This window comes from Bradyrhizobium sp. CCGB20 (assembly GCF_024199855.1).
In the GTDB taxonomy this organism is placed as follows: Bacteria; Pseudomonadota; Alphaproteobacteria; order Rhizobiales; family Xanthobacteraceae; genus Bradyrhizobium.
This window is the reverse complement of sequence record NZ_JANADN010000001.1, coordinates 2,464,363-2,490,698: the sequence shown is the minus strand read 5'-3', so window position 1 is coordinate 2,490,698 and position 26,336 is coordinate 2,464,363. Positions and strand designations below refer to the sequence as shown.

At 65.0% G+C, this 26,336-nt stretch carries 28 protein-coding genes and 1 riboswitch; of the genes, 14 read left to right on the top strand and 14 right to left on the bottom strand.

Going from position 1 to position 26,336, the window contains the following annotated elements:
* Positions 1 to 2 precede the first annotated feature (2 nt).
* The 6 genes from NLM15_RS11430 to NLM15_RS11405 all read left to right on the top strand — a co-directional run bounded on the left by NLM15_RS11430 (position 3) and on the right by NLM15_RS11405 (position 6,368).
* Entirely contained in the window at positions 3 to 932 is a 930-nt protein-coding gene (locus NLM15_RS11430) for a histone deacetylase family protein (protein ID WP_254117055.1), read from the top strand.
* A gap of 73 nt (positions 933 to 1,005) precedes the next feature.
* A complete protein-coding gene (locus tag NLM15_RS11425; protein ID WP_027568726.1) occupies positions 1,006 to 1,257 on the top strand; it encodes an exodeoxyribonuclease VII small subunit in 252 nt (83 codons plus the stop codon).
* Positions 1,258 to 1,847: 590 nt separating this feature from the next.
* Complete coding sequence (dxs, locus tag NLM15_RS11420) at positions 1,848 to 3,776, top strand: 1-deoxy-D-xylulose-5-phosphate synthase (protein ID WP_254117054.1); 1,929 nt, start codon at positions 1,848 to 1,850, stop codon at positions 3,774 to 3,776.
* A gap of 35 nt (positions 3,777 to 3,811) precedes the next feature.
* A complete protein-coding gene (locus NLM15_RS11415) occupies positions 3,812 to 4,366 on the top strand; it encodes a nucleoside 2-deoxyribosyltransferase (protein ID WP_254117053.1) in 555 nt (184 codons plus the stop codon).
* Positions 4,367 to 4,393: 27 nt separating this feature from the next.
* A complete protein-coding gene (locus tag NLM15_RS11410) occupies positions 4,394 to 5,128 on the top strand; it encodes a TlyA family RNA methyltransferase (protein WP_254117052.1) in 735 nt (244 codons plus the stop codon).
* Positions 5,121 to 6,368 carry a methyltransferase gene (locus tag NLM15_RS11405; RefSeq protein ID WP_254117051.1) on the top strand — a complete coding sequence of 416 codons (1,248 nt, stop codon included), beginning with the start codon at positions 5,121 to 5,123 and terminating at the stop codon, positions 6,366 to 6,368. The genes NLM15_RS11410 and NLM15_RS11405 overlap by 8 nt, the downstream gene beginning before the upstream one ends.
* Before the next feature lie 30 nt (positions 6,369 to 6,398).
* Here NLM15_RS11405 and NLM15_RS11400 read toward each other — a convergent pair whose 3' ends face one another.
* From NLM15_RS11400 to NLM15_RS11380, 5 genes are read right to left on the bottom strand one after another with little or no spacing between them, the layout of a single operon-like run.
* A complete protein-coding gene (locus NLM15_RS11400; protein ID WP_254117050.1) occupies positions 6,399 to 7,250 on the bottom strand; it encodes an ABC transporter permease in 852 nt (283 codons plus the stop codon).
* A gap of 2 nt (positions 7,251 to 7,252) precedes the next feature.
* Positions 7,253 to 8,101: an ABC transporter ATP-binding protein gene (locus NLM15_RS11395; RefSeq protein ID WP_254117049.1), complete on the bottom strand. Its 849-nt coding sequence runs from the start codon at positions 8,099 to 8,101 to the stop codon at positions 7,253 to 7,255.
* Entirely contained in the window at positions 8,098 to 9,144 is a 1,047-nt protein-coding gene (locus NLM15_RS11390; protein WP_254117048.1) for an ABC transporter substrate-binding protein, read from the bottom strand. Before NLM15_RS11390 ends, NLM15_RS11395 begins: the two co-directional genes overlap by 4 nt.
* A 38-nt stretch (positions 9,145 to 9,182) precedes the next feature.
* Entirely contained in the window at positions 9,183 to 10,403 is a 1,221-nt protein-coding gene (locus NLM15_RS11385; RefSeq protein ID WP_254117047.1) for a CaiB/BaiF CoA-transferase family protein, read from the bottom strand.
* Positions 10,400 to 11,335, bottom strand: a complete 936-nt coding sequence (locus tag NLM15_RS11380) for a hydroxymethylglutaryl-CoA lyase (RefSeq protein WP_254117046.1) — start codon at positions 11,333 to 11,335, stop codon at positions 10,400 to 10,402. The genes NLM15_RS11385 and NLM15_RS11380 overlap by 4 nt, the downstream gene beginning before the upstream one ends.
* 89 nt (positions 11,336 to 11,424) lie before the next feature.
* Between NLM15_RS11380 and NLM15_RS11375 the strand changes: the two genes are divergently transcribed.
* Positions 11,425 to 12,336, top strand: a complete 912-nt coding sequence (locus tag NLM15_RS11375) for a GntR family transcriptional regulator (RefSeq protein ID WP_254117045.1) — start codon at positions 11,425 to 11,427, stop codon at positions 12,334 to 12,336.
* 49 nt (positions 12,337 to 12,385) lie between these two features.
* On the opposite strand, the gene NLM15_RS11370 is transcribed toward NLM15_RS11375, so the two are convergent.
* A complete protein-coding gene (locus tag NLM15_RS11370; protein ID WP_254117044.1) occupies positions 12,386 to 12,988 on the bottom strand; it encodes a hypothetical protein in 603 nt (200 codons plus the stop codon).
* Positions 12,989 to 13,208: 220 nt separating this feature from the next.
* Here NLM15_RS11370 and NLM15_RS11365 point away from each other — a divergent pair, with 220 nt between their 5' ends.
* Positions 13,209 to 14,267: a class I SAM-dependent methyltransferase gene (locus NLM15_RS11365; protein WP_254117043.1), complete on the top strand. Its 1,059-nt coding sequence runs from the start codon at positions 13,209 to 13,211 to the stop codon at positions 14,265 to 14,267.
* 27 nt (positions 14,268 to 14,294) lie between these two features.
* Here the strand turns inward: NLM15_RS11365 and NLM15_RS11360 are convergent, their stop codons facing one another.
* The gene (locus tag NLM15_RS11360; protein ID WP_254117042.1) at positions 14,295 to 14,678 is read right to left on the bottom strand and encodes a VOC family protein; all 384 of its coding nucleotides are present in this window, start codon (positions 14,676 to 14,678) and stop codon (positions 14,295 to 14,297) included.
* 249 nt (positions 14,679 to 14,927) lie between these two features.
* Between NLM15_RS11360 and NLM15_RS11355 the strand changes: the two genes are divergently transcribed.
* Positions 14,928 to 15,701 (top strand): enoyl-CoA hydratase/isomerase family protein, encoded by a 774-nt coding sequence (locus tag NLM15_RS11355; RefSeq protein ID WP_254117041.1) that lies wholly within the window; start codon positions 14,928 to 14,930, stop codon positions 15,699 to 15,701.
* A gap of 31 nt (positions 15,702 to 15,732) precedes the next feature.
* Here the strand turns inward: NLM15_RS11355 and NLM15_RS11350 are convergent, their stop codons facing one another.
* The gene (locus NLM15_RS11350) at positions 15,733 to 16,365 is read right to left on the bottom strand and encodes a hypothetical protein (protein ID WP_254117040.1); all 633 of its coding nucleotides are present in this window, start codon (positions 16,363 to 16,365) and stop codon (positions 15,733 to 15,735) included.
* A gap of 181 nt (positions 16,366 to 16,546) precedes the next feature.
* The gene (locus tag NLM15_RS11345; RefSeq protein ID WP_254117039.1) at positions 16,547 to 17,410 is read right to left on the bottom strand and encodes a DUF1194 domain-containing protein; all 864 of its coding nucleotides are present in this window, start codon (positions 17,408 to 17,410) and stop codon (positions 16,547 to 16,549) included.
* Between the two features lie 294 nt (positions 17,411 to 17,704).
* Positions 17,705 to 17,782, top strand: a riboswitch (Fluoride riboswitch).
* A 122-nt stretch (positions 17,783 to 17,904) separates the two neighbouring features.
* On the opposite strand from NLM15_RS11345, the gene NLM15_RS11340 reads away from it, so the two are divergent.
* The 5 genes from NLM15_RS11340 to clpS are packed head-to-tail and all read left to right on the top strand — an operon-like array spanning position 17,905 to position 20,648.
* A complete protein-coding gene (locus NLM15_RS11340) occupies positions 17,905 to 19,113 on the top strand; it encodes an MFS transporter (protein ID WP_254117038.1) in 1,209 nt (402 codons plus the stop codon).
* Entirely contained in the window at positions 19,088 to 19,522 is a 435-nt protein-coding gene (gene crcB, locus NLM15_RS11335; protein WP_254117037.1) for a fluoride efflux transporter CrcB, read from the top strand. The genes NLM15_RS11340 and crcB (NLM15_RS11335) overlap by 26 nt, the downstream gene beginning before the upstream one ends.
* Before the next feature lie 6 nt (positions 19,523 to 19,528).
* On the top strand, positions 19,529 to 19,954 hold the full coding sequence (gene crcB / locus NLM15_RS11330) for a fluoride efflux transporter CrcB (RefSeq protein WP_254117036.1): 426 nt from the start codon (positions 19,529 to 19,531) through the stop codon (positions 19,952 to 19,954).
* A 2-nt stretch (positions 19,955 to 19,956) separates the two neighbouring features.
* Positions 19,957 to 20,298: a DUF190 domain-containing protein gene (locus NLM15_RS11325; protein ID WP_254117035.1), complete on the top strand. Its 342-nt coding sequence runs from the start codon at positions 19,957 to 19,959 to the stop codon at positions 20,296 to 20,298.
* A 44-nt stretch (positions 20,299 to 20,342) separates the two neighbouring features.
* Positions 20,343 to 20,648, top strand: a complete 306-nt coding sequence (gene clpS, locus NLM15_RS11320; protein WP_254117034.1) for an ATP-dependent Clp protease adapter ClpS — start codon at positions 20,343 to 20,345, stop codon at positions 20,646 to 20,648.
* Between the two features lie 161 nt (positions 20,649 to 20,809).
* Here clpS and NLM15_RS11315 read toward each other — a convergent pair whose 3' ends face one another.
* The 5 genes from NLM15_RS11315 to fabI form a co-directional block, all read right to left on the bottom strand.
* On the bottom strand, positions 20,810 to 21,991 hold the full coding sequence (locus NLM15_RS11315) for a radical SAM protein (protein ID WP_254117033.1): 1,182 nt from the start codon (positions 21,989 to 21,991) through the stop codon (positions 20,810 to 20,812).
* A gap of 469 nt (positions 21,992 to 22,460) precedes the next feature.
* Positions 22,461 to 23,651, bottom strand: a complete 1,191-nt coding sequence (locus NLM15_RS11310; RefSeq protein WP_254117032.1) for an adenylate/guanylate cyclase domain-containing protein — start codon at positions 23,649 to 23,651, stop codon at positions 22,461 to 22,463.
* Between the two features lie 74 nt (positions 23,652 to 23,725).
* Entirely contained in the window at positions 23,726 to 24,814 is a 1,089-nt protein-coding gene (aroC, locus tag NLM15_RS11305) for a chorismate synthase (RefSeq protein ID WP_254117031.1), read from the bottom strand.
* 87 nt (positions 24,815 to 24,901) lie between these two features.
* Positions 24,902 to 25,501, bottom strand: a complete 600-nt coding sequence (locus NLM15_RS11300) for a histidine phosphatase family protein (protein WP_254117030.1) — start codon at positions 25,499 to 25,501, stop codon at positions 24,902 to 24,904.
* Between the two features lie 14 nt (positions 25,502 to 25,515).
* Complete coding sequence (gene fabI / locus NLM15_RS11295; RefSeq protein ID WP_254117029.1) at positions 25,516 to 26,331, bottom strand: enoyl-ACP reductase FabI; 816 nt, start codon at positions 26,329 to 26,331, stop codon at positions 25,516 to 25,518.
* Between the last annotated feature and the right edge of the window lie 5 nt (positions 26,332 to 26,336).

The following is a 26,336-nucleotide window of genomic DNA, read 5'->3' as shown; positions in this document are numbered from 1 at the left end:
TGATGAGCACGCTTCTCCTCTCCCACAAGGCCTGCCTCGACCACGTCACGCCGCCCGGACACCCCGAAAGGCCCGACCGCCTGCGGGCGGTCGAGGAAGCGCTGTCGCACGAGCGCTTCCAGTTCCTGGTGCGCGACCAAGCGCCGGAAGGCGATCTCGACCTCGTCACGCTCTGCCACAACGAGCATTACGTCACCGAGCTGCGCCACATCGCGCCGACCAGCGGTCAGGTCTATATCGACGGCGACACCTCGATGTCGCCGGGCACGTGGGAAGCGGTGATGCGCGGCGTCGGCGGCGCGGTGGCCGCGACCGAAGCCGTGATGAATGGCGAGCATCGCAACGCCTTCGTCGCAGTGCGCCCGCCCGGACATCACGCCGAGATCGGCAAGCCCATGGGCTTCTGCTTCTTCGACAATGTCGCGATCGCCGCACGTCACGCGCAGCGCAAATACGGCATCAAGCGTGCGGCCATCGTCGATTTCGACGTGCATCACGGCAACGGCACGCAGGACATCTTCTGGTCGGACCCGACCGTGATGTACTGCTCGACGCATCAGATGCCGCTGTTTCCGGGTACCGGTGCGAAGGGCGAGCGCGGCGACCACGACACCATCGTCAACGCGCCGCTCGCCTCCGAAGACGGCGGACCCGAGTTCCGCGCCGCGTTCGAGCATCTGATCCTGCCGCAGCTCGAAAAATTCAGCCCCGAGCTTGTCATCATCTCCGCGGGCTTCGATGCGCATTACCGCGATCCGCTGGCCTCGCTGAATTTGCGCGCGGAGGACTACACCTGGGTCACACGCAAGCTGATGGACCTTGCCGACAAGAGCGCCGGAGGGCGCGTTGTCTCCGTGCTCGAGGGCGGCTATGACCTGCAAGGATTGAAAGAATCTGTTACGGCGCATGTCGGCGCCCTGATGGGCGCTTGACGATCCCGCCACACTAAGCCCGCAAAACGCCCCTTCTCTGCAAGGAACGCGAATCGGGCAATCGGAAACGGATATGGCCGAAAATACCCAAATCGACGTCTCCAGGCTCACCTTCGAGCGCGCGATCGAGGAACTCGAAACGATCGTGAAGCGGCTCGAGGACGGCAAGGTGCCGCTCGAGGAATCCGTGACGATCTACGAGCGCGGCGAGGCGCTGAAGCGCCGCTGCGAGGAATTGCTGCGTCAGGCCGAGGCGCGCGTCGACAAGATCACCACCGATGCCAGCGGTCAGGCCATCGGAACCGCGCCGCTCGACGTGCAGTAAGGGCGGCCGTTCAAAGCCGCCCGTCCCAGGCATCGGCCGCCTGCATTTTTTCATGATCGCACGCGGCTGATTTCGCTCATGGGGTCGGGGCGGCCCGCCGGAAAGGTCGCGGAACTCGCTCGCGAGGGGCCTCTCCCCCTCCGAATCCGTCCAAAATGGCCTTCCATTCGCCCAAAATCCTGCCGAAGAACCGGGCAAAGATTGGAACCCTACAGCTGGGACCAGGATTAACCACTCTGGCCCGCGGGTTGCAGGTGGATGCCGGTAATCGGTCCGGCGGGTTGGCTTTGGCCCAAGCTTTGGTGTAAAGCTGCGCGGAGTGTGGCTTTTTGTAAGCCTTGCGTGGGCACCGATTACCGACGACAAGCGCTTCAATCTGCTAGTGAATTGGCTGGGACGGACGAAGCCGATCTAAGTGACAGGGATCACAGAGACTGAACCGGAGCGCACCTGAGCTCACCTAAGCTTGAAGACGGGGCCTCGCCCCATGCAGGTGGCTCCGACGGTTTTAGGACTCGCGCTGCGCCGATATTGTGCAAACCCATCGCGCACCGGAACGATCTTCCGGCGCTGACAAATTGGAAATCGCCGTGAACGCATACAGTAAAACGCCGCTTCTCGACACCATCCAGACGCCGGATGACCTGCGCAAGCTCAAGATCGAGCAGGTTCGCCAGGTTGCCGACGAGTTGCGGCAGGAGACCATCGACGCCGTCTCGGTGACCGGGGGTCACTTCGGCGCGGGCCTCGGCGTGGTCGAGCTGACCACCGCGATCCATTACGTCTTCGACACGCCGCGCGACCGGCTGATCTGGGACGTCGGCCACCAGGCCTATCCGCACAAGATCCTCACCGGCCGGCGCGACCGCATCCGCACGCTGCGCACCGGCGGCGGCCTGTCCGGCTTCACCAAGCGCAGCGAGAGCGATTACGATCCGTTCGGCGCGGCACATTCCTCGACCTCGATTTCCGCCGGCCTCGGCATGGCGGTCGCGCGTGACCTCTCCGGCGGCAAGAACAACGTTATCGCCGTAATCGGTGACGGCGCGATGTCGGCGGGCATGGCCTATGAAGCCATGAACAACGCCGGTGCGATGAATTCGCGCCTGATCGTGATCCTCAACGACAACGACATGTCGATCGCGCCGCCGGTGGGCGCCATGAGCGCCTATCTGTCGCGGCTCTACTCCGGCAAGACCTATCGCACGCTGCGCGATGCGGCCAAGCAGATCAACAAGCGCCTGCCCAAGATCATCGCCAACCGCGCCAACCGCGTCGAGGAATATTCCCGCGGCTTCATGATGGACGGCGGCACGCTGTTCGAGGAGCTCGGCTTCTACTACGTCGGCCCGATCGACGGCCACAATCTCGACCATCTCCTGCCCGTGCTGAAGAACGTGCGCGACATGGAGACCGGCCCGATCCTGGTCCACGTCGTGACGCAGAAGGGCAAGGGCTATGGCCCGGCGGAAGCCTCTGCCGACAAGTACCACGCCGTCGTCAAGTTCGACGTCGCGACCGGCACCCAGGCCAAAGCCAAGCCGAATGCGCCGGCCTACCAGAACGTGTTCGGCCAGAGCCTCGTCAAGGAAGCCCAGAAGGACGACAAGATCGTCGCCATCACCGCGGCAATGCCGTCGGGCACCGGTGTCGACATCTTCAACAAGGCCTTCCCGGACCGCACCTTCGACGTCGGCATCGCCGAGCAGCACGCGGTGACGTTCGCCGCCGGTCTTGCGAGCGAAGGCTACAAGCCGTTCTGCGCGATCTACTCGACCTTCCTGCAGCGCGGCTACGACCAGATCGTGCACGACGTCGCGATCCAGAACCTGCCGGTCCGCTTCGCCATCGACCGCGCCGGCCTGGTCGGCGCCGACGGCGCGACGCATGCCGGCTCGTTCGACAACGCCTATCTCGGCTGCCTGCCGAACATGGTGATCATGGCGGCGGCGGATGAGGCCGAGCTCGTGCACATGGTGGCGACCCAGGTCGCGATCGACGACCGTCCGAGCTCGCTGCGCTATCCGCGCGGCGAAGGCCGCGGCATCGAGATGCCCGAAGTTGGCGTTCCGCTCGAGGTCGGCAAGGGCCGCATGATCCGCCAGGGCAGCAAGATCGCCCTGCTCTCCTTCGGCACGCGCCTCGCCGAATGCGAGAAGGCGGCCGACGAGCTCGCCGCCCACGGCCTCTCGACCACGATCGCGGATGCGCGCTTCATGAAGCCGCTCGACACCGAGCTGGTTCTCAAGCTCGCCCGCGACCACGAGATCCTGATCACGATCGAGGAAGGCTCGGTCGGCGGTTTCGGCTCGCATGTCGCGCAGTTCCTGACCGACCAGGGCGCGCTCGACAGCGGCATGGTGCGCTTCCGCTCCATGGTGCTGCCCGACGTGTTCCAGGACCACGACACGCCGGCCGCGATGTACGGCCGCGCCGGTCTCGACGCCAAGGGCATCGTCGCCAAGGTGTTCGAGGCGCTCGGCAAGGACGTCAAGACCGAGACGGTCAAGCTCGCCTGAGGCGAGCTTCGACCTCGGCGAAGCGGCTCACGGCCATGAAAATCTATCTGGCAGGTCCCGACGTGTTCCTGCCGGATGCGGTTGAGATCGGCCGGCGCAAGGCCGCGATCTGCGCCGCGCACGGCCTAACCGGCCTCTTCCCCCTCGACAACGCGATCGACCTCACCGCGCCCGACGCCTCGCGGCAGATCTTCTGCGGCAACGAGGCGATGATGGACGAGGCCGATGTCATCATCGCCAATCTCACGCCGTTCCGCGGCGCCGGCGCCGACCCCGGCACGGTCTACGAGCTCGGCTACATGGCCGGCCGCCGCAAGTTCTGCCTGGCCTATTCCAACGACGGCGCCGCGTATGCCGACCGTGTCGGCCGCTTCATGGACGTGACCTCCGAGGACGGACGGCTGGTCGATGCACAGGGGCTGACGGTCGAGGATTTTGGCCTCGTCGACAACCTCATGATGATCCATGCGCTGGAACTGCACGGCTGCCCGCTGGTGACGCCGGCGCAGATGCCGATTGACGTCTGGCACGATCTGGCCGCGTTCGAGGCTTGCGTCCGGATGGCGGCCGCGCGATTGATCGCACCATAGACGTTTCAATCGTCGTCCGGAGAGCCGATGTCCCCTGCCCGCAAACGTGCGGATGTGTTGCTGGTCGAGCGCGGCCTGTTCGAGAGCCGGGCCCGGGCGCGCGCGGCGATCGAGGCCGGGCTCGTCACCGCCGACGGCAAGCAGGTCGCAAAGCCCTCGGAGACGATCGCCGAGGACGCGGTGATCCAGGCCGAGCCGGCGCATCCTTACGTCTCCCGTGGCGGCGTCAAGCTCGCCGGCGCGCTGGAGCGCTACAGCATCGAGATCGAGGACCATGTCTGCCTCGACGTCGGCGCCTCCACCGGCGGCTTCACCGAGGTGCTGCTGGCGAACGGCGCCAGCCTGGTGTTCGCGATCGATGTCGGCACCAGCCAGTTGCATCCCTCGCTGCGCGACCATCCCAAGATCGTGTCGATGGAGGAGACCGACATCCGCAGCTATGACGGCAAGCGGCTGCCGGCGCGGCCCGATGTCGTCGTCATCGATGTCAGCTTCATCTCGCTCAAGACGGTGCTGCCCGTGGCGCTGTCGCTGGCAGCGGCGCCGATGAGCCTGCTGGCACTGATCAAGCCGCAGTTCGAGGCCGAGCGGAAGCACAACAAGAAGGGCATCATCCGCGACGCTGCCGTGCACCGGGAGATCTGCGACGACATCGCGGCCTTCGCCGCCTCGCTCGGCTGCACCGATATCGAGGTGTTCCCCTCCCCGATCACGGGCGGCGACGGCAATATCGAATTCTTCCTGGGCGCGCGTCGTGGTTGAGCGCGTGAGGATCGATCACGTCGGCCATCGCGGCGACGGCGTCTGCCTCGAGGCCGGCGAAGCGATCTACGTGCCCTACACGCTCGGCGGCGAGACCGTCGAGGTCGACCACGTCGCCGGCAACCATCCCGACCGCCGCAAGCTGCTCGCGGTCGATGTCGCAAGCCCCGATCGCATCGAGCCGTTCTGTCCGCATTTCGGCATCTGCGGCGGCTGCGCCATCCAGCACTGGGCGCCCGCGCCGTACCACGCCTGGAAGCGCGGCATCGTGGTCGAGACGCTGGCCCAGGCCGGCATCGACTGCGAGGTGGCGCCGCTGGTCGATGCCCATGGCGCGGGCCGCCGGCGCGTCACGCTGCACGGCCGGTTCGGCACGCACGACGTCCTCAAGGTCGGCTTCTCGGCGGCGAGTTCGCACGACGTGATCCCGATCCATCGCTGCCCGATCCTCGATCCCGGGCTCGAGGGTGCGCTCGACGCCGCCTGGGCGCTTGCCGAACCGCTAACGTCCAGAATGCCGGTGACGAAGCCGCTGGACATCCAGGTCACCGCGACCGCCAACGGCCTCGATGTCGACGTCCGCGGCTCCGGCCCGCTGCCGACACCGCTCGTCACGGCACTCTCGCGCGTCGCCGAGCAGCATCGTCTGGCACGGCTGACGCGGCATGGCGAGCTGGTGCTGCAGCGTCTGCCACCGACGGTCAAGATGGGCCGCACTGACGTGACACTGCCGCCGGGCTCGTTCCTGCAGGCAACGATCGCGGGCGAGGAGGCGCTGGCGTCTCTCGTCGCCGAGCGCGTCGGCAAGGCCAAGGAGGTTCTCGATCTCTTCTGCGGCGTCGGTCCGTTTGCGCTGAGGCTCGCCGAGAAGGCCCGCGTCACCGCCTATGACAACGACGCCGGCGCCGTCGCCGCGCTTGTGAAGGCTGCGCGCACGCCCGGGCTGAAGCCGATCAAGGCCGAGCCGCGCGACCTGTTCCGCCGCCCGCTGGTGCCGCCGGAGCTGCGCGACTTCGACGCCGTGGTGTTCGATCCGCCGCGCCAGGGCGCGCAGGCGCAGGCGCTGAAACTCGCTGCGAGCAAGGTGCCCGTCGTGATCGCGGTGTCCTGCAACACCGCAACCTTCGCCCGCGACGCGCGGCTCCTCATCGACGGCGGCTACAGGATCGAGACCGTGGTGCCGGTCGACCAGTTCCGCCACACGCCGCATGTCGAGCTGGTGGCCCGATTCAGCCGGTGACGCGCCCACCGTCCGATTGTTTCCGGACTGCTAGGCCGACGGCTCGAATTGCGGCTGCCATCGCAGCAGGTAGGACTGCAGCGAACGCACGGCGATCGCCAGTACAATCCCGACGAACATCATGACGAAGATGGCGACCATCATCTCGCTGGCATTGGCGCGCGCCTCGGCTTCGATGATGAGCTTGCCGAGCCCGCGCTCGGCGCCGATGAACTCGCCGACGATGACGCCGATCAGCGCAAATGACACGGCCGGCAACAGCGACGCGAACACCCAGGCCAGTGCGGACGGGATCACCACCGTGCGCAGCACGGTGAATTCGCTGGCGCCGAGCAGACGGGCGGCGGCGATCTGGTCGCGGTCGACCGCACGCGTTCCCTCGAAAGTGTTGAAGAACACCACGAAGAAAACGACGAGCCAGGCCGTGGCGATCTTGGAGAGATCACCGAGGCCGAAGATCAGGATGACCAGCGGCACCAGCGCGATGCGCGGTATCGAGTTGAGCGCCACGACGTAGGGCCCGAACACGCGGGCAAGAAAGTCCGAACGGCCGAGGACCAGGCCAGCGGCGATTCCGCTCGCCGACCCGAACAGAAATCCCCACCAGGTGTTCTTCAGCGTGACGAGCGTGGCGAGCCACAAATTGTTGTCGTTGCCGTTGATGCAGGCGGCAAAGCCGGCGGAATCGGCGAAGCAGCCGAGCCGCAGGAAGCTCTGCCAGATCAGCGATGGCTTGGCGACGAAATACGGATCGAGGATTTTCGGCACATAGGCCTTCGGCAACAGCGCCTTGCTCCATTCAAAGCCCCACTGCCAGACGACGAGAACCAGTACGAGAATGGCCAGTTGCCAGAACAGGATGGCGGTGCGGCTGTTGGACATGGTCAGTCGGCCCTGGTGCGGCGGAATTCCTCGCCGAGGGAATGCCAGATGTGAGAATAGAGGCGGCCGAATTCGGCGGTCTCGCGCACGCCCACGGGATCGCGCGGCCGCGGGATGGCGACGTCGAAGTCTTCCTTGAGCCTGCCGGGCCGCGCCGAGAGCAGGATGATGCGGCTCGCCAGCGTCAAGGCTTCGCCGAGATCGTGGGTCACGAACAGCACAGTCTGCCGCTCGCGTTCCCAGATCTCCAGCAGCGTCTTGTGCATCTCGAGCTTGGTGTGGGTGTCGAGCGCGCCGAACGGCTCGTCCATCAGCAGGATCTCTGGCTCCAGGATCAGCGTGCGCATCAAGGCGACGCGCTGGCGCATGCCGCCGGACAGCATGCGGGGAAAGCTCTGCGCAAAACCCGAGAGCCCCGCCTTGTCGACGGCAGAGGCGACGCGCCCGGCGCGCTCGGTCCTAGGCAGCCCCGCGATCTCCAGCCCATAGCCGATGTTCTGCTCCACGGTTCGCCAGGGAAACAGCGTGTCGCGCTGGAAGACATAGCCGACCCTGGGATTGACCTTGCCGGTCTCGACCGTGTCCTCATCGATCAGGATGCGTCCGCCCGAGCGCGGCAACAGTCCCGCGACCATGTTGAGGATGGTGCTCTTGCCGCAGCCGGAGGGACCGAGCAGCGCGACGAATTCACCCTGCTTGACCTCGAAGGAAACGTCGTCGACCGCCACGAACTCGCGGCCGGACGCGTTGAAGCGTTTGGCGAGAGCTTGCACCGCGATGCGGGTGCGCGGCGCGGCTCTCTCATCCTCGTTTCGTGCGAGCGTAAGGCCCGGACCTGGCGCGGCGATCATTTGTATTTCGCCCTGGCCGCCTGGAGGAAGCTCATGTCGACGACATCCTCGTATTTCGTCTCGGGAATGTCGGTACCCTTGCGGTACCAGGGCTTGGCGCCGCGTTCAAACGCGGCCTTGTCGATGACACCGTCATAGCCCCAGGTCGACTTGTCGAAGCCGAGCTCGGCGCTGACCGCATCGGGGTCGATGCCGGAGAAATATTTCGGCGTGACCAGCGCCTGCACGTCCGCCAGCGGCGTCGCTTTCACGAACGCCATCGCGCGGTGGATGGCATTGACATAGGCCTGCACCATTGCCTTGTCCTGCTCGACCGTGTCCTGCAGCGTGTAGATCACCAGCACGGGCAGCGTCCCGCCGAAATCCTTCTCGAACACGCCGGGTTTCGAGGTGTCGTAGATCGTCTTGCCAAAACCCTTCTTCTCGACTTCGACGACCCAGCTCGGCGGCGCCATGATGGCGTCGAACTGCTTGGTCTGCAGCGACGGAAACATCGTGTTGGGCCCGCCGCCAGCAACCCAGTTCACCCTGTCGCCGAGCCCGCGCGCCTCGAACACGTAGGTGCCGAACACCCAGGTGCCCGAGCCGATCGCGGTGGCCGCGACGATCGGCTTCGCGCCGTCAGGCCGCTTGTACTCCGCGAGCTTCTCGACCGAATTGATGCCGCTCTCGAACAGGTCCTGCCGGACCATGATGTTGGCGTAAGAGCATATCATCTCGGTCGCGAGCAGGATCTTGCAGGGCTTGCCGCGCGCGCTGAGCTGGAGCGGATGGCTGGCATCGCCATGCGCGAACAATGCCTGTCCCGCCGCCAGCGTCTGGCGACCGAATGTGCCGGCGTTGCCGGTGATAAGTTTGGAGTCGAGTCCCTCGTCTTTGAAGTACCCCTTCAGCTCGGCGATCATGCCGATGGCGTAGACCGGCGATACCGGCCCGAAAGCGAGCGACACCTGCTTGGTCTCGGCGCGGAGCCGCCCGGGCAGCATCGATGCGCCGGCCAACGTGGAGCCTGCGATCAGCGCCTGGCGCCTGGTGATGTTCATGTGCTCCTCCCTCGGTTCTTGCTTGATCGATCTGTTCGTCAGGACGGCGTTGGCGCAATCCGGATCGTTCCCGCTTTTTGCAGCGTTTCGATTTCGTTCGACGACATGCCGATCTCGGTCAGAATCTCGCGCGTCTGTTCGCCGATCTGCGGCGGGTCGTAGCGGTTGGGCAGCCGGCGACCGTCCATGGAGATCGGCAACAGCGGCGTCTTCGCCTCGCCGCCATCGGGCAGGTGAATGTCGGTCAGCCCGCCCGACTGGTTCAGATGCGGGTCATCGAAGAGATCGCCGGGCTTGTTCACCGGCGCGTAGGGCAGATCGAGCTGCTCGAGGCGCGCGGCGAGATCGGCCTTGTCCCATTGCTTGAAGATCTTCGCGATCTCGGGGATCAGCCAGCCGCGATGGTCGACACGGTCGTTACTGGTCGCAAAGCGCGGATCGGCAAGCCAGGATTCGCGATCGAAGGCGCGGCAGAACGCCACCCACTGCTCCTCACCGACGATGGTGACGAACAGCTTCGAGCCGTCCCTGGTGTCGAAGAGATCGTAGACCGGCCAGGGACTGTCCTTGATGGAATACGGAATCGAGGGCTGGCCACTGACCACCTCGCACATCATGGCCTGCGCCATCAGGAACACGTTGTTCTCGTAGAGCGCGCTCTGGATGTAGCGGCCGCGGCCGGTGCGCTGCCTCTCGGCCAGCGCGGCCTGGATCGCGATCACGCCGAACATGCCGCCCATGACGTCGTTGACCGAGGCGCCGGCGCGCATCGGGCGGTCGGGCAAGCCGGTCATGTAGGCGAGACCGCCCATCATCTGCACGACCTCGTCGAGCGCGAGGCGGTTCTCGTAGGGGCCGGGCAGATAGCCCTTGAGCGAGCAGTAGATCAGGCGTGGCGCAAAAGCGGCAACCGACTCGTAGTCGAGCCCGATCCGCTTCAGCAGGCCGGGGCGGAAATTCTCGATCAGGACGTCGCTGTCCTCAATCAGCCGCCGGGCGATGTTCTGGCCTTCCGCGGTCGACGTGTCCAACGCGATACTGCGCTTGTTGCGGCTGTAGGTGGCGAAGAAGCCGGCCGCGGGACCCTTGAAATAGCGGGTGCGGTCGCCCTTGGGCGGCTCGACCTTGATCACGTCGGCGCCGAGATCGGCGAGGATCAAGCCGCAGCTCGGCCCCATCACCATCTGGCTGAACTCGATGACGCGAATGCCGGCCAGCGGACGCAGCTCCGATGCCGTCTCGGGCGCGGCGGCCGTCATGCCGCCCTCCGCAGCACCTTGGGAATGCCGGCCTCGTGCAGGTGCCCGGTCAGATGTCTTGCCGCGATATGGCGGGCCAGAATCTCGCGCGTCTGCATCAGGCGGTCCAGGTCGATGCCGGTGGAAAGTCCCATGCGCTCCAGCATGAAGACGAGATCCTCGGTGACGATGTTGCCGCGGGCACCGGGAGCGAAGGGGCAGCCACCAAGTCCCGATACCGCGGCGTCGAAACGCCGGATCCCGGCTTCGAGGCCGGCGACGGCATTGGCAAGGCCGGCGCCAAGCGTGTCGTGCAGATGCAGCCGCAGTGTCATTTGCGATCCGACGTCGCGCCTGACGGCTTCGACGATCTGCCTGATCAGTTTCGGGGTGGCATAGCCGACGGTGTCGGCGAGCCCGATCTCGTCGGCGCCGGCCTCGGCAAAAGCGCGCGCAACCCGGCACACCGCCGCTTCACTCACCTCGCCTTCCAGCGAGCAGCCGAAGGAGGTGGAGATCGCGCCCATCAGGTGCGGCCGCCGGTCCGCCGGACAGGCGTCGATCGCGGCGCGGACCGCGCGAAACCCCTCGAGCTGCTCCTCAATCGAGCGGCGCACATTGGCGCGGTTGTGCGTCTCGCTGGCGGAGATGACAAAGTACACGGCATCGACACCGGCGGCGATGGCGCGCTCGGCGCCCTTCACGTTCGGCACAAGCGCACCGATGGTCGCGGTCTTGTGCGCGAGGGCGTGCGCCATCACCGCATCGACATCGGCGAATTGCGGCACGACCTTCGGCGGCACGAAGGATCCCGCGTCGATCTCGCGCATGCCGGCGGCGGCGATCACATCGATCAGCGCGCATTTGGCTTCGGTGGGAACGAACACGTCCAGGTTTTGCAGGCCATCGCGGGGGCCGACCTCGCAAATCAGGACATCCGGCGCATGCGCCATCAGGCTCTCCCTGGGCTTGATTGTATATTATTGCATTAAAGAACAATCCATGGGACAATCTGTCAAGCTCAAAATCTGTGTGCACTGCAATGGCCACCTCCGACAGCTCCCGACAGCCCGCCTCGAGCAGAGGCGGTTCCGAGCGCGCTGAGCACCTCGCCGGCCTGATCATGGCGCTCGCCAAACGCGAAGGCATGAAAGCCGGCGATCGGTTGATCGAACAACGGCTTGCCGATGCGCTCGATCTTTCACGCGCGCCGATCCGGCTCGGCCTCAAGGCTCTGGAAGCGGCAGGACTCGCGCGCGGCGAGCCGCATCGCGGGTTCGTGCTGGCCAAGAATCCGACCAGCGGCGCAGCCCAACCGGCCCTCGCAGCCGTCAGGCGCAGCGAACAGGTTTATGCGACCATCGCAGGCGACGTGCTCGCAAGCCGGCTGCCCGCAGACGTCACCGAGGCGGAGCTGATGCGGCGCTATGGCCTCACCCGGGCTGAGCTGCAGCGGCTGCTCGACCGGATTGCCGTCGAGGGCTGGATTGCTCGCCTGCCCGGTTATGGCTGGCGCTTCGCAGAGACGGTCTCGAGCCCGGAAGCCCAGGCCAAGGCCATGGCGTTTCGCGCGGTGATCGAGCCTGCGGCGATCGCGCAGCCCGGCTTTGCGCTGCCCCAGGAGGTGATTGCACGCTTGCGCGAGCGCCAGCAGCGCGTATTCGAAGGCGAGCTGGAGAAGATGACGATCGGCGAGGTTTTTCATTCCGGTTGCGAATTCCACGAGGAGATCATCCGCGGCGCCGGCAATCCCTTCTTTCTTGAATCGCTCCGGCGCGTGAATTCGATCCGGCGCCTGTTCGCCTATCGCAGCTTCGCCGACCGCGACGGCATGCGGCGGCACGTGCGCGAGCATTTGCGCCTGCTCGAGGTTCTGGAAACAGGGCGTTACGCCGAAGCGGCGGAGCTGATGGCGAAGCACCTGCAGCGCCCGCTGATAGCGGGCTTGTCGTAGGCCAGCGCGGCCGCGGTCAAGCGGGTGGCGAAATCGACGCGTGAGCGCTCTAGCGCCGCAAGCCGCCCAACGCCGGCGACTCGCCGGGCAGCATCGACGAATTGATGTCGCTGTCCATGCGGCCTGAGTCCCGCTGGGTGAAGCCGGCGCCGAACGACAGGCTGAGGTTGGAGGTCGGCTTGAACTCGACACCGGCGAACGCGCCATAGCCGGGCGCGGCGCTGGAGGTGAGCGGGGCAAGCGAGCTGCCGATGCCGTTGCCAAGCTTGAGCGTGTCGAAACCCGCAAAGAACGTGACGGGCATGCCGCCCGCGGTCTTATAGTTGTAGCCGAACTGCGTGCTGTCGTAAGAAAGCGCGCTGAAATTGCCTGAAGGCACCGGCTGGCTGAGGCCACTCAAACCAAGATTGCCGTGCTGGCTTCCGACAAAGAAACCGGGACGGAAACCGTAACCTGCGTTGGCATCGCCGGCATTGAAGCTCGGGAAAGTGCCGTAGCCGTCGGAGCTCTGGACGGCGCTGCCGCCGAAGCCGAAAGGCCCGCCCGGGATCCAATATTGCAAGGGCGCGACCTGCGCATGCGCCGGCGCTCCGCCGAGGCAAAGCACCGCGAAGAGAGTGGCAAGACCGCAGGAACGTACGAGGCTGGGCATACAGGAGACCGTCGAAAAAGCTCGCAAATTATACGCCCGGGAACGTACGAATACCAGCGATGCGATGCCGCTGATCACGTCACTTGGTTCCCGGATTACCTCTTCGTGACGCCTTGAACCTCCTCCGCGCCGGATTGACCCACTTACAGGACCCGCAAGCGTGCGCCCCACGCTTATTGCGCAGATCCTTGAAAATGTCCGACATCGCATGGAGGCTGTCATGGAGGTCAATTCCGACAGGTTGAATGCCTTTATGGGCAAGATGGTCACCGAGTTCGGTGCGGCGATGAATGCATCGCTGGTGCTGCTCGGGGACAAGCTCGGTCTGTACCGTACGCTCGCGGCCAAGGGACCGATGAACTCTTCCGAGCTCGCAAGCGCGACCGGAACGAAGGAGCGTTATGTCCGCGAATGGCTCGCGAGCCAGGCGGCATCCGGCTACATCGAATACGACTCCGCTTCGGGAAAGTTCTCGATGCTGCCCGAGCAGGCGATGGCGCTCGCTGACGAGGACAGCCCGGTGTTCCTCGGCGCGGTCGGCAATGTCATTGCATCGACGTTTCTCGACGAGCCGAAGATTACGGACGCATTCAAGTCCGGCAAGGGAGTCGGCTGGAACCGGCGCAGCGAGTGCCTGTTCTGCGGCACCGCCCGCTTCTTCCGCACCGGCTACATGCATCATCTGGTTCAGGAATGGTTGCCAGCGCTCGACGGCGTCGTGGACAAGCTGAAGCGGGGCGCCAAGGTCGCCGATGTCGGCTGCGGGCACGGCGTCTCGACGCGACTGATGGCGAAGGCCTTCCCGAACTCCCGCTTCTACGGCTTCGACTATCACGAGGGCTCGATCGAGGCCGCGCGCAAGGAGGCCAATGAGGCCGGGTTGGGCGACCGGGTCAGCTTTGCCGTTCATTCCGCCAAGACCTATCCGGCCGAAGGCTACGATCTCGTCTGCTTCTTCGATTGCCTGCACGACATGGGCGATCCCGTAGGCGCCATTAGGCACGTGCGTGAAACGATGGCCAAGGACGGCACCTGCATGCTGGTCGAACCGTTCGCGGGCGACCGTCTCGAAGACAATCTCAACCCGGTCGGGCGCATCTATTATGCGGCATCGACCATGATCTGCACGCCGGCCTCGCTCGATCAGGAGGTGGGTCTCGGGCTCGGCGCACAGGCCGGCGAGGCAAGGCTGCGCAAGGTCGCCAGCGAAGGCGGCTTGTCGCGCTTCCGCCGCGCCGCCGAGACGCCCTTCAACCTGATCCTGGAGGCGCGGATCTGACCCGAGGCGGGCCCGCGGCCGGCGTTGTCAGGCCGCGGCGTCCGTCCCCATCCCGAACGTGACCTGATTGCCGTCGGCATCGACCGCATCGAAGTCGCGCATGCCATAGTCGCGATCCTCCGGCTGGCCGATGAGCCTTGCGCCGCGTTCCGACAGCTCGGCGTAGAGCTGGTCCACATCCCGCACGAAGATGCAGAGGCCGCCCTGCCCCGGCAATCGCTTCGTCCCGGCCGCCGCGAGCAAGTGCAGGGCCACCTCGTCGCGGCAGAGGCAGGCGTAGGACAAGGGCGGGCCGTATTCGAAGGTGACCTCGAAGCCGAATATGTCGCGGTAATATGCGAGGCTCGCGGCGATGTCGGAGACGACGAAGACGGTGGCCGAGCCGGCCATCATCGGGTGCTCGTTGGTCATTGGTTTTCCCGTCTTGCAAGCAATCTCCTGCGCGCAGCCTAGCATGCGCGCCGAGGTCTTGCACAGCTCACGCCGCAACATAAGCTGGCGATCGAGCAAGGCGGCGCGAGTGTATCGGGCGTCATTGCGAGCGCAGCGAAGCAATCCAGGCTGCCGCAGCGGAAGGACTCTGGATTGCTTCGCTTCGCTCGCAATGACGGGGTGGACGCAGATGAGTAGTGCAGAGATCTCAAAAGCATGGAGAACAGGGTGACATCTGACAATCCCGTCGCCTACGAACGCGCTGGCAACATCGCCCGCATCACGCTGCGCCGCCCGCCCGTCAACGCGCTGAGCCTCGAGGTCATCCGTGCCGTGGTCGCGGCGCTTCACCGCGCAGCGAACGATCCGGATGCGCGCGTGGTCGTGCTGGCGAGCGCGATTGCCAAGCGCTTTTCGGCAGGCCTCGACCTCGACATCCTGCTTGGCAAATCCGGCGCCGACATCCGCGAATTCCTCCAGGCTCTCTATATCGACCTTTACGACGCCCAATATGGGCTCGGAAAGCCGTCGATTGCCGCGGTCGGCGGCGCGGCGCGCGGCGGCGGCATGACCATGGCGGTGTCCTGCGACGTGGTGCTGGCCGCCGAGAGCGCGACGTTCGGCTATCCCGAGATCGACGTCGGCGTCATTCCCGCGATCCACTATGCGCATCTGCCGCGCATCGTGGGACGTCACCGCGCCTTCGAGCTGCTGTTCACCGGCCGCGTCTTCAGCGCCATGGAGGCGCGCGAGCTCGGCGTGGTGAACCGCGTCGTCGGCGATGCCGAGCTCGACGCCGAGGTGGGAAAGCTTGCGGCGCAATTCGCGAGCAAATCGGCCGCCGTGCTGCGGATGGGCCGCGCCGCCTTCATGCGCCAGATCGATCTCGACTATCGGCGCAGCATCGCGAGCGCCGTAGACGATTTCTGCAACGTCGCGACGTCGGACGAAGCGCAGGAGGGCTTGAGGGCATTCGTCGAGAAACGGGCGCCGAACTGGTGAGGGGCAGGCAGCCCGCCCAGCAGGCTGAAATTCAGGCCGTCACGTCCACCGAGGACGACGAATCCGCCGGCGGATATTTCGTCACGGGCACCGAGAAGGATTTGCTGCCGACCTGGTAGATGATCGTGCCGTTCTGTCCGTCCTTGGTCGAGATCTGCGACTGCCCGAACATGATGACGTTCTTGTAGACGTAGCCGGTGCCCTGCCGGGTGATGCCGTCGGTGGTGACGCTGACCGTGGCTTCCTTGTCGTTGATGGCCAGCACGCGAAAGCTCGCGCTCTTGCCGTTGTCGGAGGAATAGCCGCCCCAGCTTCCCATCAAATTGCTGTCGGAACCTGGGGGCGCCTGCTTCTCGAGAGTGGCGCTCGCCTGACCGCCGCCGGCGGAGAACACGAGCGCGAGAGTCTTGCCATCCTTGGTGCCGACGGTGACGTTGCCATAGGTGATGGTCGCGCCATTAACCTGGCCGAAACCGCGCTCGGTGTGCCCGTTATGGGTGTACTCGATCTGGGCCCGGGCCCCGCGGATGTTCACAACCTTGAAGCCGACGGCCTGGTTGTTGCCTGCCCAATTGCCCTTCCAGTCACCGACCAGATTGCTCTGGTGGTACATCCGCTCGTTGGCGGGCGAAATCTGGTTGGTGCTCGACGAGATGACGGCCATTGGATTGCTCGGCGGATTTGTCCGACGGACCCGCTTTTGTTCGCACGCCGGACAGCAGCGCGAAGAGACCTTTGAGAAGCAAACAGAAACAATTCGATTAGGCCCTCGCGCTGGTTAAAGAGAGGTTAAATTCAACCGTCAGGCGAGATGGGGCAATTGGTCTCATTCGGGGTAGCGTGGATCAGCGCCCCCAGCGGTCCGACCAGATCTTCTCGCCGATCATGCAATTGACCCGCGGCTCCTTGTCGGCAACGCGCGTCACGGGGCGCTCCGGCATGCGGCCTGCGACCTCCATCAGGAGTTTTGTGCGGATCGCTTCCTTGAACTTGTCGCGGTCCTTGATCGTGATGACGAAGGAGCCGGGACCGCCGATGACGCAGTCCTCGTAATAGTAGTCGAGATTGTCGATATCCATGGTCGAATAGGACGGCTCCTTGACCATGATCGGCAGGCCGTTGATGACGATGCCCTTCTCGAGCGCGGCGTCGCGCGCCGCCGTGACCGGGCCGCCATTGTTGTTGGGGCCGTCACCGGAAATATCGATGACGCGGCGCAAGCCGCGATAGGGATCCTCGTCGAACAACGGCATCGCGAACGTGATCGCGCCGGAGATCGAGGTGCGCGAGGCGCGCCGGATCGGCGTCTTCATGATCTCGGCGGCGACCGCGTCCGCCGTCTCCGGTCCGTCGACCAGCCGCCACGGGATGATGATCTTCTGGTCGCTGGAAGCAGCCCATTCGAAATAGGTCACCGCGATCCGGCCATTCGGACCGAGCTTCAGCGCCTGGAGGAATTCCTTCGACTGGATCGCCTGCGCATAGCCTTCGCGCTGGATCGCGAGCTCGTCCATATCCATGGAGTAGGAGACGTCGACCGCAAGGACCAGCTCGACATCGACCGTCTGCGCGTCCCTGTCGGCCGCCAGCCGTTGCGGCTGATTTTTGGGCGGCTCAAATTTTGGCCCTGGTGCCGCGATGCCCGCGACGTCCCCTCCGGCAAGCACGCCGGCCACCAGCACAGCCCCGATCGAGAACAGCATGCGCATCGCAGTCTCCCGTCGTATGACGCGATGGTGACATGCAATCGCCTTGCCGCAAAGTCCGAAGATCGCTTGCGCTTCACATTCGAGTTAAGAATCTGCGAGTTAGGAATCTGCGAGTGGGGAATTTTGCGCGCCTTGCGCAAAGCTGCCGCCGTGTTGCCGCGCTCGCGCCGCTGGAACATGCGCAATCCCGCACCGTCATTCCGGCGCGTCCGGCGGCGTCGAGTCCGGATTGACGCTGCACGGGACAGGGCTTCCCCGCCCACTTGTCCGGTGCGATTTCCATGCTAGGCTGGACGTACAGATGGGGATGGAGTCCCCCGACAACCGCCCATCGGCCTGTGACCGTAGTGGGCTGATGACTCCTGCTTGAGGTGGGGCAATCTTTGAGCCTCTGCCTTCGGCGGGAGCATGGACGAACCCGCCGCCGGCGGGTTTTTTGTTGCCTGGAAACGACAGCCTGAAAGGGCCGGGACGCGAAGGCCAAGGAGAAGGGCGTGACGACGACGACACCGAATGCTGCGCGTACCAAGCTGCCCAGGGCGATCTGGGTGCTCGGCTTCGTCTCGATGCTGATGGACGTCTCCTCCGAGATGATCCACGCGCTGCTGCCGATCTATCTCGTCACCGTGCTCGGGGCCTCCACGCTCACGGTCGGCTTCATCGAGGGCGTCGCCGAGGCGACCGCCTCGATCACGAAGATCTTCTCTGGCGCATTGTCCGACTGGCTCGGCCGGCGCAAGCTCCTCGCAGCGCTCGGCTACGGGCTGGCCGCGCTGACAAAGCCGCTGTTCCCGCTTGCCCCCAGCGTCGGATGGCTGGTTGCCGCGCGCTTCATCGACCGCGTCGGCAAGGGTATTCGCGGCGCACCGCGCGATGCGCTGATCGCCGATATCGCGCCTGCGGGCCTGCGCGGCGCGAGCTTCGGCCTGCGGCAGTCGCTCGACACCATCGGCGCGTTCGTCGGACCGCTCCTGGCGATCGGCCTGATGTGGTGGACGGCGGACAATTTTGCCGCTGTGTTCTGGGTGGCGGTGCTGCCGGCGTTCCTGTCGTTCGGCCTGATCGCGTTCGCGGTGAGCGAGCCGGAGCCGGACCCTGGTCGTGAGCCGTCGAAGAATCCGCTGAACACCGCCGCGATGCGGCAGCTTGGATCCGTGTACTGGCGCGTCGTCGCGGTCGGAATCGTGTTCACGCTGGCGCGCTTCAGCGAGGCCTTCCTGATCCTGCGCGCGCAGAACATCGGGCTCAATGCGATGTGGGTGCCGGCGGTGCTGGTGCTGATGAACGTGGCCTATGCCCTGTCGGCCTATCCGGCCGGCGTGCTGTCGGACCGGATCAACCGGACCGGCCTGCTCGCGCTCGGCCTCGTCTTCCTTGCCGGCGCCGATCTCGCGCTCGCTTTGCTGCCGAACCTTCCGGGCCTCGCACTCGGCGTCGTGCTGTGGGGACTGCATATGGGATTGACGCAGGGCCTGCTCTCGGCCCTCGTCGCCGACGCCGCGCCGCCGAGCCTGCGCGGCACCGCGTTCGGCTATTTCAACCTGTTCACCGGACTTGCCTTGCTGGCCGCAAGCGTGATCGCCGGCGCGCTGTGGGATGCCTATGGTCCGGTCGGAACGTTTTTGGCCGGGCTCGGCTTCGCGCTGATCGCGCTCGTCGGGCTGCTCGCCGTCGGCAATGGTCTGGCAGCGGAGGACAAATGATGATGGGGGGTCGTTCGCCGTGCTGAGCGGAGTGATCGCGATCGTGGTCGGCAGCGTTCTCGGCGGCTGCGCGCGCTATTTCGTCTCGGGCGCGATCGCGCGGCAGCTTGGCGAGACCTTTCCCTGGGGCACCATGACCATCAACGTCACCGGCGCCTTCCTGATCGGCATTTTCGGCGCGCTGGCGACCCATCCCGGCTCGGTCTTCGCTGCGCCCGATCCATGGCTGTTCGCGGTGACCGGGTTCCTCGGCTGCTACACCACGGTGTCCTCGTTCAGCCTGCAAACGCTGACCCTGGCGCGGAGCGGCGAGCCGATGCATGCCCTCGGCAATGTCGTGCTCTCGGTCGGGCTGTGCCTTGCGGCCGTCAGTTGCGGCTTCATCCTTGCCGACAGCCTTGGGGGCTAGAGGCAGATGAACTCTCCTTCTGCCGAACGCCGGCGCAGCGCGATACTCTATGCCTGGGTTGCCGCCGGCAGCATCGTCGGCGGGCTGACGCGATATCTGGTCGGCCTCGCGCTCGACACCGGGCCGGGCTTTCCCGTCGCGACGCTGTTCATCAACGCGACCGGCTCGCTGATCATCGGCTTCTACGCGACGCTGACCGGCCCCGACGGCCGCGTGCTGGCGCGGCCCGAACACCGGCAATTCGTCATGACCGGGTTTTGCGGCGGCTACACCACCTTCTCGACCTTCAGCCTGGAGACCTTCCGCCTGTTCCACGGCGGCATGAAATACATGGCGCTCGCCTATATCGCGGCTTCTATCATCTGCTGGCTGGTGTCGGTGTGGCTCGGCCATATGATGGCAAGCCGCTACAACCGCTTGACGAGGAGCTGACCATGCAAATCCCCAATCAGGCTGTTTCGCTCCGGATCTTCATCGGCGAGAGCGACCATTTCGACGGCAAACCGCTTTACGAAGCGATCGTGACGACGGCGCGCGAGCGGCATCTGGCGGGCGCCACCGTGCTGCGCGGCCCGATGGGGTTCGGCAAGTCGAGCCGGCTGCACACCTCGAAGATCCTGCGGCTCTCGGAAGATCTGCCGCTCCTGATCGAGATCGTCGACAGCGAGGACAACATCAACGCATTCCTGCCCATCCTGGATGGCATGATGTCGAGCGGCCTGATCACCTTGGAGAAGGTGCAGGTCCTGCAATATGGTGCGAAGGCCACGAGCTGAACGCTCCGGCCGGGAACCCGAGCCCGCCGTGTCCAGGAGGCGGAATGAACGACACTGTCACTACGCCGAAGACGCGGACCAAGACCAAGGTCGAGCGGCCCAAACTGCACAAGGTCATCCTGATCAACGACGACTTCACGCCACGCGAATTCGTCACGATGATCCTCAAGGCCGAGTTCCGCATGACGGAGGATCAGGCCTACAAGGTCATGATCACCGCGCACAAGCTGGGCGCCTGCGTGGTCGCCGTGTTCACCAAGGACGTCGCCGAAACCAAGGCCACCCGCGCCACCGACGCCGGACGCGCCAAGGGCTATCCGCTGCTGTTCACGACGGAGCCAGAGGAATAGCGCGCCGAAACTCGTCCAGAATGCTAAAGATTTCCCGTCATACGCATGGGGGACGATCGGAGGCATGACCGCGGATGCTGCATTGCACGAGCCGGCATCGCGTTCCGCGAGACCACGGGTGCTCCCCGCGCTGTACTTCATCTTGACGAAGTCGGTTTCGACTAGGCGCCTGTCAGCGTATCGCCCACGTTGACGCGCCCTCCGTCTGGCTTGCTGACGTAGAGATGGCTCTCCAACACGGATTGCATGCTCTCAAACATCGAATAGAGATCTTCACAATAGACCGAAGGGTTGTCGTAGCCGCGCTCCCTGGAGAAACGATGCGGAAGATAGCCGCCCCCGCAGGCGTTCATGAACTTGCATTGACGACACTTCGTACAAAGATTGATCGAAGCATCGCGCGCGGCTTTCCAGCGGGGCTCGTTTCGGACCTCATCGATCGCATGATCGAAGATGTTGAACCTGGTGTTCGTGAAGCCGTCGCCTGCAATTCGCAGCACATCGTGGGCCTCCACGGTGCCATCGGTCATCACGGTGCAAAGCTCGACAGGTTTGTGACCCACACCTTCGGTCGGCGAATTATCGCCGAGCAGGGCGGTGATCATGTCGGAGATGATGCGAATATCGGTCGTTGGCGTTGCGCGATTTGCCTCGAGCCACAAGCCAAACAGCCCCTTGTAGAAGGCGGCAATGGATGGAGGCCTCTCATCCACCGTCGCGTCGGGGATCATGATGTCGTAGTTGGCGATTCCACACGCGGCGAAAAAATCGACGTATTCCTGCGGCGCATAAGCGGGATTGCAGACGGCCAGGGCAATGACCCCGATGTTGCGCGATACCAGCATGCGAACGGCACGTTCGACGCTGGCATGAGTGCCCGTCCCCTGAAAGGTCTTGCGGTGGAGGTCGTGAATATGGGCCGGCCCGTCAACGCTGATCGCAACCGAAATGTTGCGGGCCTCGAAGCAGGCCAGCCATTCGTCATCGATCAACACGCCGTTGGTCGTGACCGCGATCGGTATGCCGCATCCGGTCCGTGATGAAATGGCCTCGCAGGCCTCGGCAAAGCGGTGGAAATTCTCGACGCCCCACAGCAACGGCTCGCCGCCGTGCAGAATGACGGGAAAATCGGTGAGCGAAAATCTGACGACATGCTCCTCGATGCGCTGCAGCAGACGATGCTGCACGTCAGGACTCATCAGCTTCGGTTTGCTGTAAACGGACGCGTCGCGAAACCAGTAACAATAGGAGCAGTCGATGTTACATCTCGCCGCGACCTTGACCAGCAATTGCGTAATTGGCTGATCCTGGAAGGCGACACAATCTGGACCGTCAGCCGGCATGCCGACACCGAGACGAGTTGGAAGAAGTTTGTCTAGTACCCTCTAACGAATCCGCCTCGGCGGAACGCCCCGACGCCCGGCGCGTAGCCCCCCCTGCGGAAGGCACCTGCGTTGGCGCCTTTAGCAAAAGCGCCCCGTCTGAAAGCAGCCTGGGTCGCCACGGGGTCGTCGGAGACGACGCCCTGCTCCGCCCCCTGTCCTCGCAGATCGTTCAGCAATGCGTCGATACCCTGATGGTCGCTCTGAATGGTTGCACCAGGTCCGTGCAATTGAATGAGGCTAGCCAAGACCTTCAGCGTCGTAATCGGCATGATTGTGCTCCTCTTTTCGCGACGCAGTGCAGGGATCGAACGAAAGGCCAGCATATCGAGCTGGCTGAGCAGCGACGAACACTATACCTTTTCCATTGTTGCGGCAATGTGTCGGGACCGGCCGGTCTTGGAGCAGACATCGCTCCTGGAAAGACGCCCTAAGCCATCACCACCGGCATTTCCTCCGCCAGCCCGTACACGCGCTGCGCCTTGGAAAATCCGGCGATGGGAAATTCGCCGAGCTCGTGCCAGTCGTGGTGACAGACCTTGGCGAAGCCTTCCGAGGCGACGACGGTCCGCCCGATGCGACCCGTGATCTTCTCGAGTCTTGCCGCGAGATTGACGGCGGGGCCGATGCAGGTGAAGTCGAGCCGGTTGCCGCCGCCGATATTGCCGTAGAGGATGTTGCCGACATGCAGCGCGACGCCGAAGCGGAAGCGCTCGACGACGTCGCCGACCGGAAAGGCCAGCGCCTCGACGCTGGCGCGGGATTCGCGCGCCGCCTCCAGCACGCGCGAACAGACATGGGCGGCATCGCCGACATATTCGTCGATCGGGAACACCGCGAGCAGCCCGTCGCCCATGAATTTCAGCACCTCGCCGCCGTGGCCGCGGATCGCGGTGACCTGGCAGTCGAAATACTGGTTGAGGATATCGACCACGGTCTCGGCCGGTAACCGGTCCGACAGCGCGGTGAAGCCGCGCAGATCGGAGAGCCAGATCGCGGCCTGCATGGTGTCGTTGTGGCCGCGGCGGATCTGGCCACCGAGGATGCGCGCGCCGGCGCGGTTGCCGACATAGGTGTCGAGCAACATCTCGGCGGTGCGGCGCAGACTGATGATCTCGGCAACACGCGCGAGCGGCGCCATGATGGTGCGGATCGCCGCGATGTCGTCGTCGCTGAACCCTCCGGGATGCCGGGTGACCCAGCTCGTGGCGTGGATCGAGCCGTCAAGATACGGCATCGGCACGGCGATGTAGTCGGTCACGCCTTCGGCGCGCATGTCGTCGAGAAACGGAAAGCGCTTGCTGTCGGGGTCGTCCATGCGGCCCCTGACCTCGATCCCCTGCTCGAACACGATCCGCAGCGGGCTCTTGGCGAATTCGGGCGTCTCCAGGATCTCGAAATCGACGGTGCCGATCTCGACCGCCTGGCCCTGCCGCCAGATGAAGTTGCGGCCGAAGATTTCCGGATGCAGCGTGCGGATGAAGATGCCGAAGCGCGCCAGCGGCAGGCCGGCTGCGACCAGATGTTCGCAGACATCCGCAATCATTTCGGAGGGCGTCCCCGACGACCTCGCGCCGTCGATCAACCAGTGGGTAATGCGCTGGAGCTCGGAGCTTTCCATGGCCGCATTTGCGGACGAAGTTGTGGGATCGTCAAGCTGCGCGGTGGGCTAGTACCGCGACATCAAGCCCTGCGTTAGCGCCCAACCTGCCCGCGATCCCGAATGAAGTGATCGGCGAGCACACACGCCATCATGGCTTCGCCGACGGGGACGGCGCGGATGCCGACACAGGGGTCGTGGCGGCCCTTGGTGAAGATCTCGGTATCGGCACCCTTGCGATCGACGGTGAGACGCGGCTGGAGGATCGATGAGGTCGGCTTCACCGCGAACCGCACCACCACCGGCTGTCCCGTCGAGATGCCGCCCAGCACGCCACCGGCGTGATTGGACAGGAAGCGTGTGCCGTCATTGCCGGTGCGCATCTCGTCGGCGTTCTCTTCGCCGGTGAGCTCGGCCGCGCCAAATCCGGCGCCGATCTCGACGCCCTTCACTGCGTTGATGGTCATCATCGCACCTGCCAGCTCGGAATCGAGCTTGGCGTAGATCGGCGCACCCAGGCCCGCCGGCACGCCTTCGGCGACGACCTCGATCACCGCGCCGATCGAGGAGCCGCTCTTGCGGATGCCGTCGAGATAGGTCTCGAAAAACGCCGCCTTGTCCTTGTCGGGACAGAAGAACGGATTTCTCGCAATCTCGTCCCAGTCCCATTTGTCGCGGTCGATCTTGTGCGGGCCGATCTGCACCAGCGCGCCGCGCACCTTCACGTCGGGCAGCACTTTTCGCGCGATCGCGCCGGCGGCGACGCGCATCGCGGTCTCGCGCGCCGACGAACGCCCGCCGCCGCGATAGTCGCGCAGGCCGTATTTGGCCTCATAGGTGAAGTCGGCATGGCCCGGCCGAAACTTGTCCTTGATCTCGGAATAGTCCTTCGAGCGCTGGTCGGTGTTCTCGATCAGGAGCCCGATCGGCGTGCCCGTCGTCACCTGCACGCCGGTCTCCGGATGCGCCATCACACCGGACAGGATCTTGACCTGGTCCGGCTCCTGGCGCTGGGTCGTGAAGCGCGACTGGCCGGGCCGGCGGCGATCGAGATCCTGCTGGATGTCGGCTTCGGTGAGCGGGATCATGGGCGGACAGCCGTCGACCACGCAGCCGATCGCGACCCCATGGCTCTCGCCGAAGGTGGTGACGCGGAACATATGGCCGAAGGTGTTGAAGGACATCGCTGCTCGCTGGCTCGTCAGTCAGTTCTGACTTGTGGTAGCGCCCGGGCACACGGCGTTCAACCCCCGGGATAACGGGGAATTGGCTTAACTGTACTTCTCCAGCCGGCCGTCGCGAAAGACGTAGACGGCGCCCTGCTCGATATAGAGCTCGGCGGCGCTGGCCGGCGTCTCCAGGCCGAGCGAGACCATCAGGGCCCGGCAAGTCCCACCATGGGCGACCGCGACGGTGTCGGTCCGGAGCTGGTCGTACCAGGCGCGCACGCGGACCTGCACATCGGCATAGGTCTCTCCGCCCGCGGGGCCCACCGTCCATTTGTCGGCGAGGCGCCGGGCGTAGATTTCGGGATCGGCCGCCTCGCTTTCGGCCAGCGTCAGCCCTTCCCAGGAGCCGTAGCCGATCTCGCGCAGGCGATCGTCGAGGCCATAGTCCGCCACCGGCAGTTCGAGCTTGCCGCGCGCGAGCTCCATGGTCTGGCGTGCACGCCCTAGCGGGCTCGACACGTAGGGTAACGCCGTCTTGTCCTTGCCGTCGCGCTTGAAGAGATCCGCAAGCACGCCGCCGGCCTGCACGGCCTGACCGCGTCCGCGCGCGTTCAGCGGAACGTCCTTGGTGCCCTGAAGCCTCCCGAGCGCATTCCACTCGGTCTCGCCGTGGCGAAGATAATAGATCGTGGGCACGGGCATTCCAGAGCTAAGGGCTAGTCCTTCCCGCCGAACGAAATGTCCGGCGCGTCGGGCCGCTTCATGCCCAGCACGTGGTAACCGGAATCGACGTGATGGACTTCGCCGGTCACGCCGCGCGACAGGTCGGAGAGGAAATACAGCGCGCTGCCGCCGACGTCTTCGGTCGTGACGTTGCGCCGCATCGGCGCGTTGTGTTCGTTCCACTTCAGGATATAGCGGAAGTCGCCGATGCCGGACGCCGCGAGCGTCTTGATCGGTCCCGCCGAGATCGCGTTGACGCGGATGTTCTTCTCGCCGAGGTCGGCGGCGAGATAGCGCACGCTGGCCTCCAGCGCCGCCTTCGCGACGCCCATCACGTTGTAATGCGGCATCCACTTCTCGGCGCCGTAATAGCTGAGCGTGATGAGCGAACCGCCATCTGTCATCAGCTTCTCGGCACGCTGCGCCACCGCCGTGAACGAGTAGCAGGAGATCAGCATCGACTTCGAAAAATTCTCCTGCGTAGTGTCGACGTAGCGGCCGTCGAGCTGCTCGCCATAGGCGATCGCATGCACCAGGAAGTCGATCTTGCCCCACTTCTCCTTCAGCACCGCGAACGCGGCATCGATGGTCGCGGCATCCGTGACGTCGCAATGGCCGAGCACGAGCCCGCCGATCTCGGCGGCGAGCGGCTCGACGCGCTTCTTCAGCGCGTCGCCCTGGTAGGTGAAGGCGAGCTCGGCGCCGGCCGCGTGGCATGCCTTGGCGATGCCCCAGGCGATCGAGCGGTTGTTGGCAACGCCGAGGATCACCCCGCGCTTACCCTGCATCAGACCTGAATTCTGCGCCATTTGCT

Bases quoted from the DNA above. Each gene is read 5' to 3' on its own strand.
- NLM15_RS11345 (WP_254117039.1), bottom strand. From the start codon at position 17,410: ATGCGCATGCTGTTCTCGATCGGGGCTGTGCTGGTGGCCGGCGTGCTT.
- aroC (WP_254117031.1), bottom strand. From the start codon at position 24,814: ATGTCCTTCAACACCTTCGGCCATATGTTCCGCGTCACCACCTTCGGC.
- NLM15_RS11415 (WP_254117053.1), top strand. From the start codon at position 3,812: ATGAAAATCTATCTGGCAGGTCCCGACGTGTTCCTGCCGGATGCGGTT.
- NLM15_RS11300 (WP_254117030.1), bottom strand. From the start codon at position 25,501: ATGCCCGTGCCCACGATCTATTATCTTCGCCACGGCGAGACCGAGTGG.
- NLM15_RS11425 (WP_027568726.1), top strand. From the start codon at position 1,006: ATGGCCGAAAATACCCAAATCGACGTCTCCAGGCTCACCTTCGAGCGC.
- NLM15_RS11310 (WP_254117032.1), bottom strand. From the start codon at position 23,651: ATGGAAAGCTCCGAGCTCCAGCGCATTACCCACTGGTTGATCGACGGC.
- NLM15_RS11370 (WP_254117044.1), bottom strand. From the start codon at position 12,988: ATGCCCAGCCTCGTACGTTCCTGCGGTCTTGCCACTCTCTTCGCGGTG.
- NLM15_RS11365 (WP_254117043.1), top strand. From the start codon at position 13,209: ATGGAGGTCAATTCCGACAGGTTGAATGCCTTTATGGGCAAGATGGTC.
- NLM15_RS11325 (WP_254117035.1), top strand. From the start codon at position 19,957: ATGCAAATCCCCAATCAGGCTGTTTCGCTCCGGATCTTCATCGGCGAG.
- NLM15_RS11410 (WP_254117052.1), top strand. From the start codon at position 4,394: ATGTCCCCTGCCCGCAAACGTGCGGATGTGTTGCTGGTCGAGCGCGGC.
- NLM15_RS11315 (WP_254117033.1), bottom strand. From the start codon at position 21,991: ATGCCGGCTGACGGTCCAGATTGTGTCGCCTTCCAGGATCAGCCAATT.
- NLM15_RS11385 (WP_254117047.1), bottom strand. From the start codon at position 10,403: ATGACGGCCGCCGCGCCCGAGACGGCATCGGAGCTGCGTCCGCTGGCC.
- NLM15_RS11360 (WP_254117042.1), bottom strand. From the start codon at position 14,678: ATGACCAACGAGCACCCGATGATGGCCGGCTCGGCCACCGTCTTCGTC.
- NLM15_RS11430 (WP_254117055.1), top strand. From the start codon at position 3: ATGAGCACGCTTCTCCTCTCCCACAAGGCCTGCCTCGACCACGTCACG.
- crcB (WP_254117037.1), top strand. From the start codon at position 19,088: ATGGTCTGGCAGCGGAGGACAAATGATGATGGGGGGTCGTTCGCCGTG.
- NLM15_RS11400 (WP_254117050.1), bottom strand. From the start codon at position 7,250: ATGTCCAACAGCCGCACCGCCATCCTGTTCTGGCAACTGGCCATTCTC.
- NLM15_RS11390 (WP_254117048.1), bottom strand. From the start codon at position 9,144: ATGAACATCACCAGGCGCCAGGCGCTGATCGCAGGCTCCACGTTGGCC.
- crcB (WP_254117036.1), top strand. From the start codon at position 19,529: ATGAACTCTCCTTCTGCCGAACGCCGGCGCAGCGCGATACTCTATGCC.
- NLM15_RS11350 (WP_254117040.1), bottom strand. From the start codon at position 16,365: ATGGCCGTCATCTCGTCGAGCACCAACCAGATTTCGCCCGCCAACGAG.
- NLM15_RS11375 (WP_254117045.1), top strand. From the start codon at position 11,425: ATGGCCACCTCCGACAGCTCCCGACAGCCCGCCTCGAGCAGAGGCGGT.
- clpS (WP_254117034.1), top strand. From the start codon at position 20,343: ATGAACGACACTGTCACTACGCCGAAGACGCGGACCAAGACCAAGGTC.
- NLM15_RS11380 (WP_254117046.1), bottom strand. From the start codon at position 11,335: ATGGCGCATGCGCCGGATGTCCTGATTTGCGAGGTCGGCCCCCGCGAT.
- fabI (WP_254117029.1), bottom strand. From the start codon at position 26,331: ATGGCGCAGAATTCAGGTCTGATGCAGGGTAAGCGCGGGGTGATCCTC.
- NLM15_RS11395 (WP_254117049.1), bottom strand. From the start codon at position 8,101: ATGATCGCCGCGCCAGGTCCGGGCCTTACGCTCGCACGAAACGAGGAT.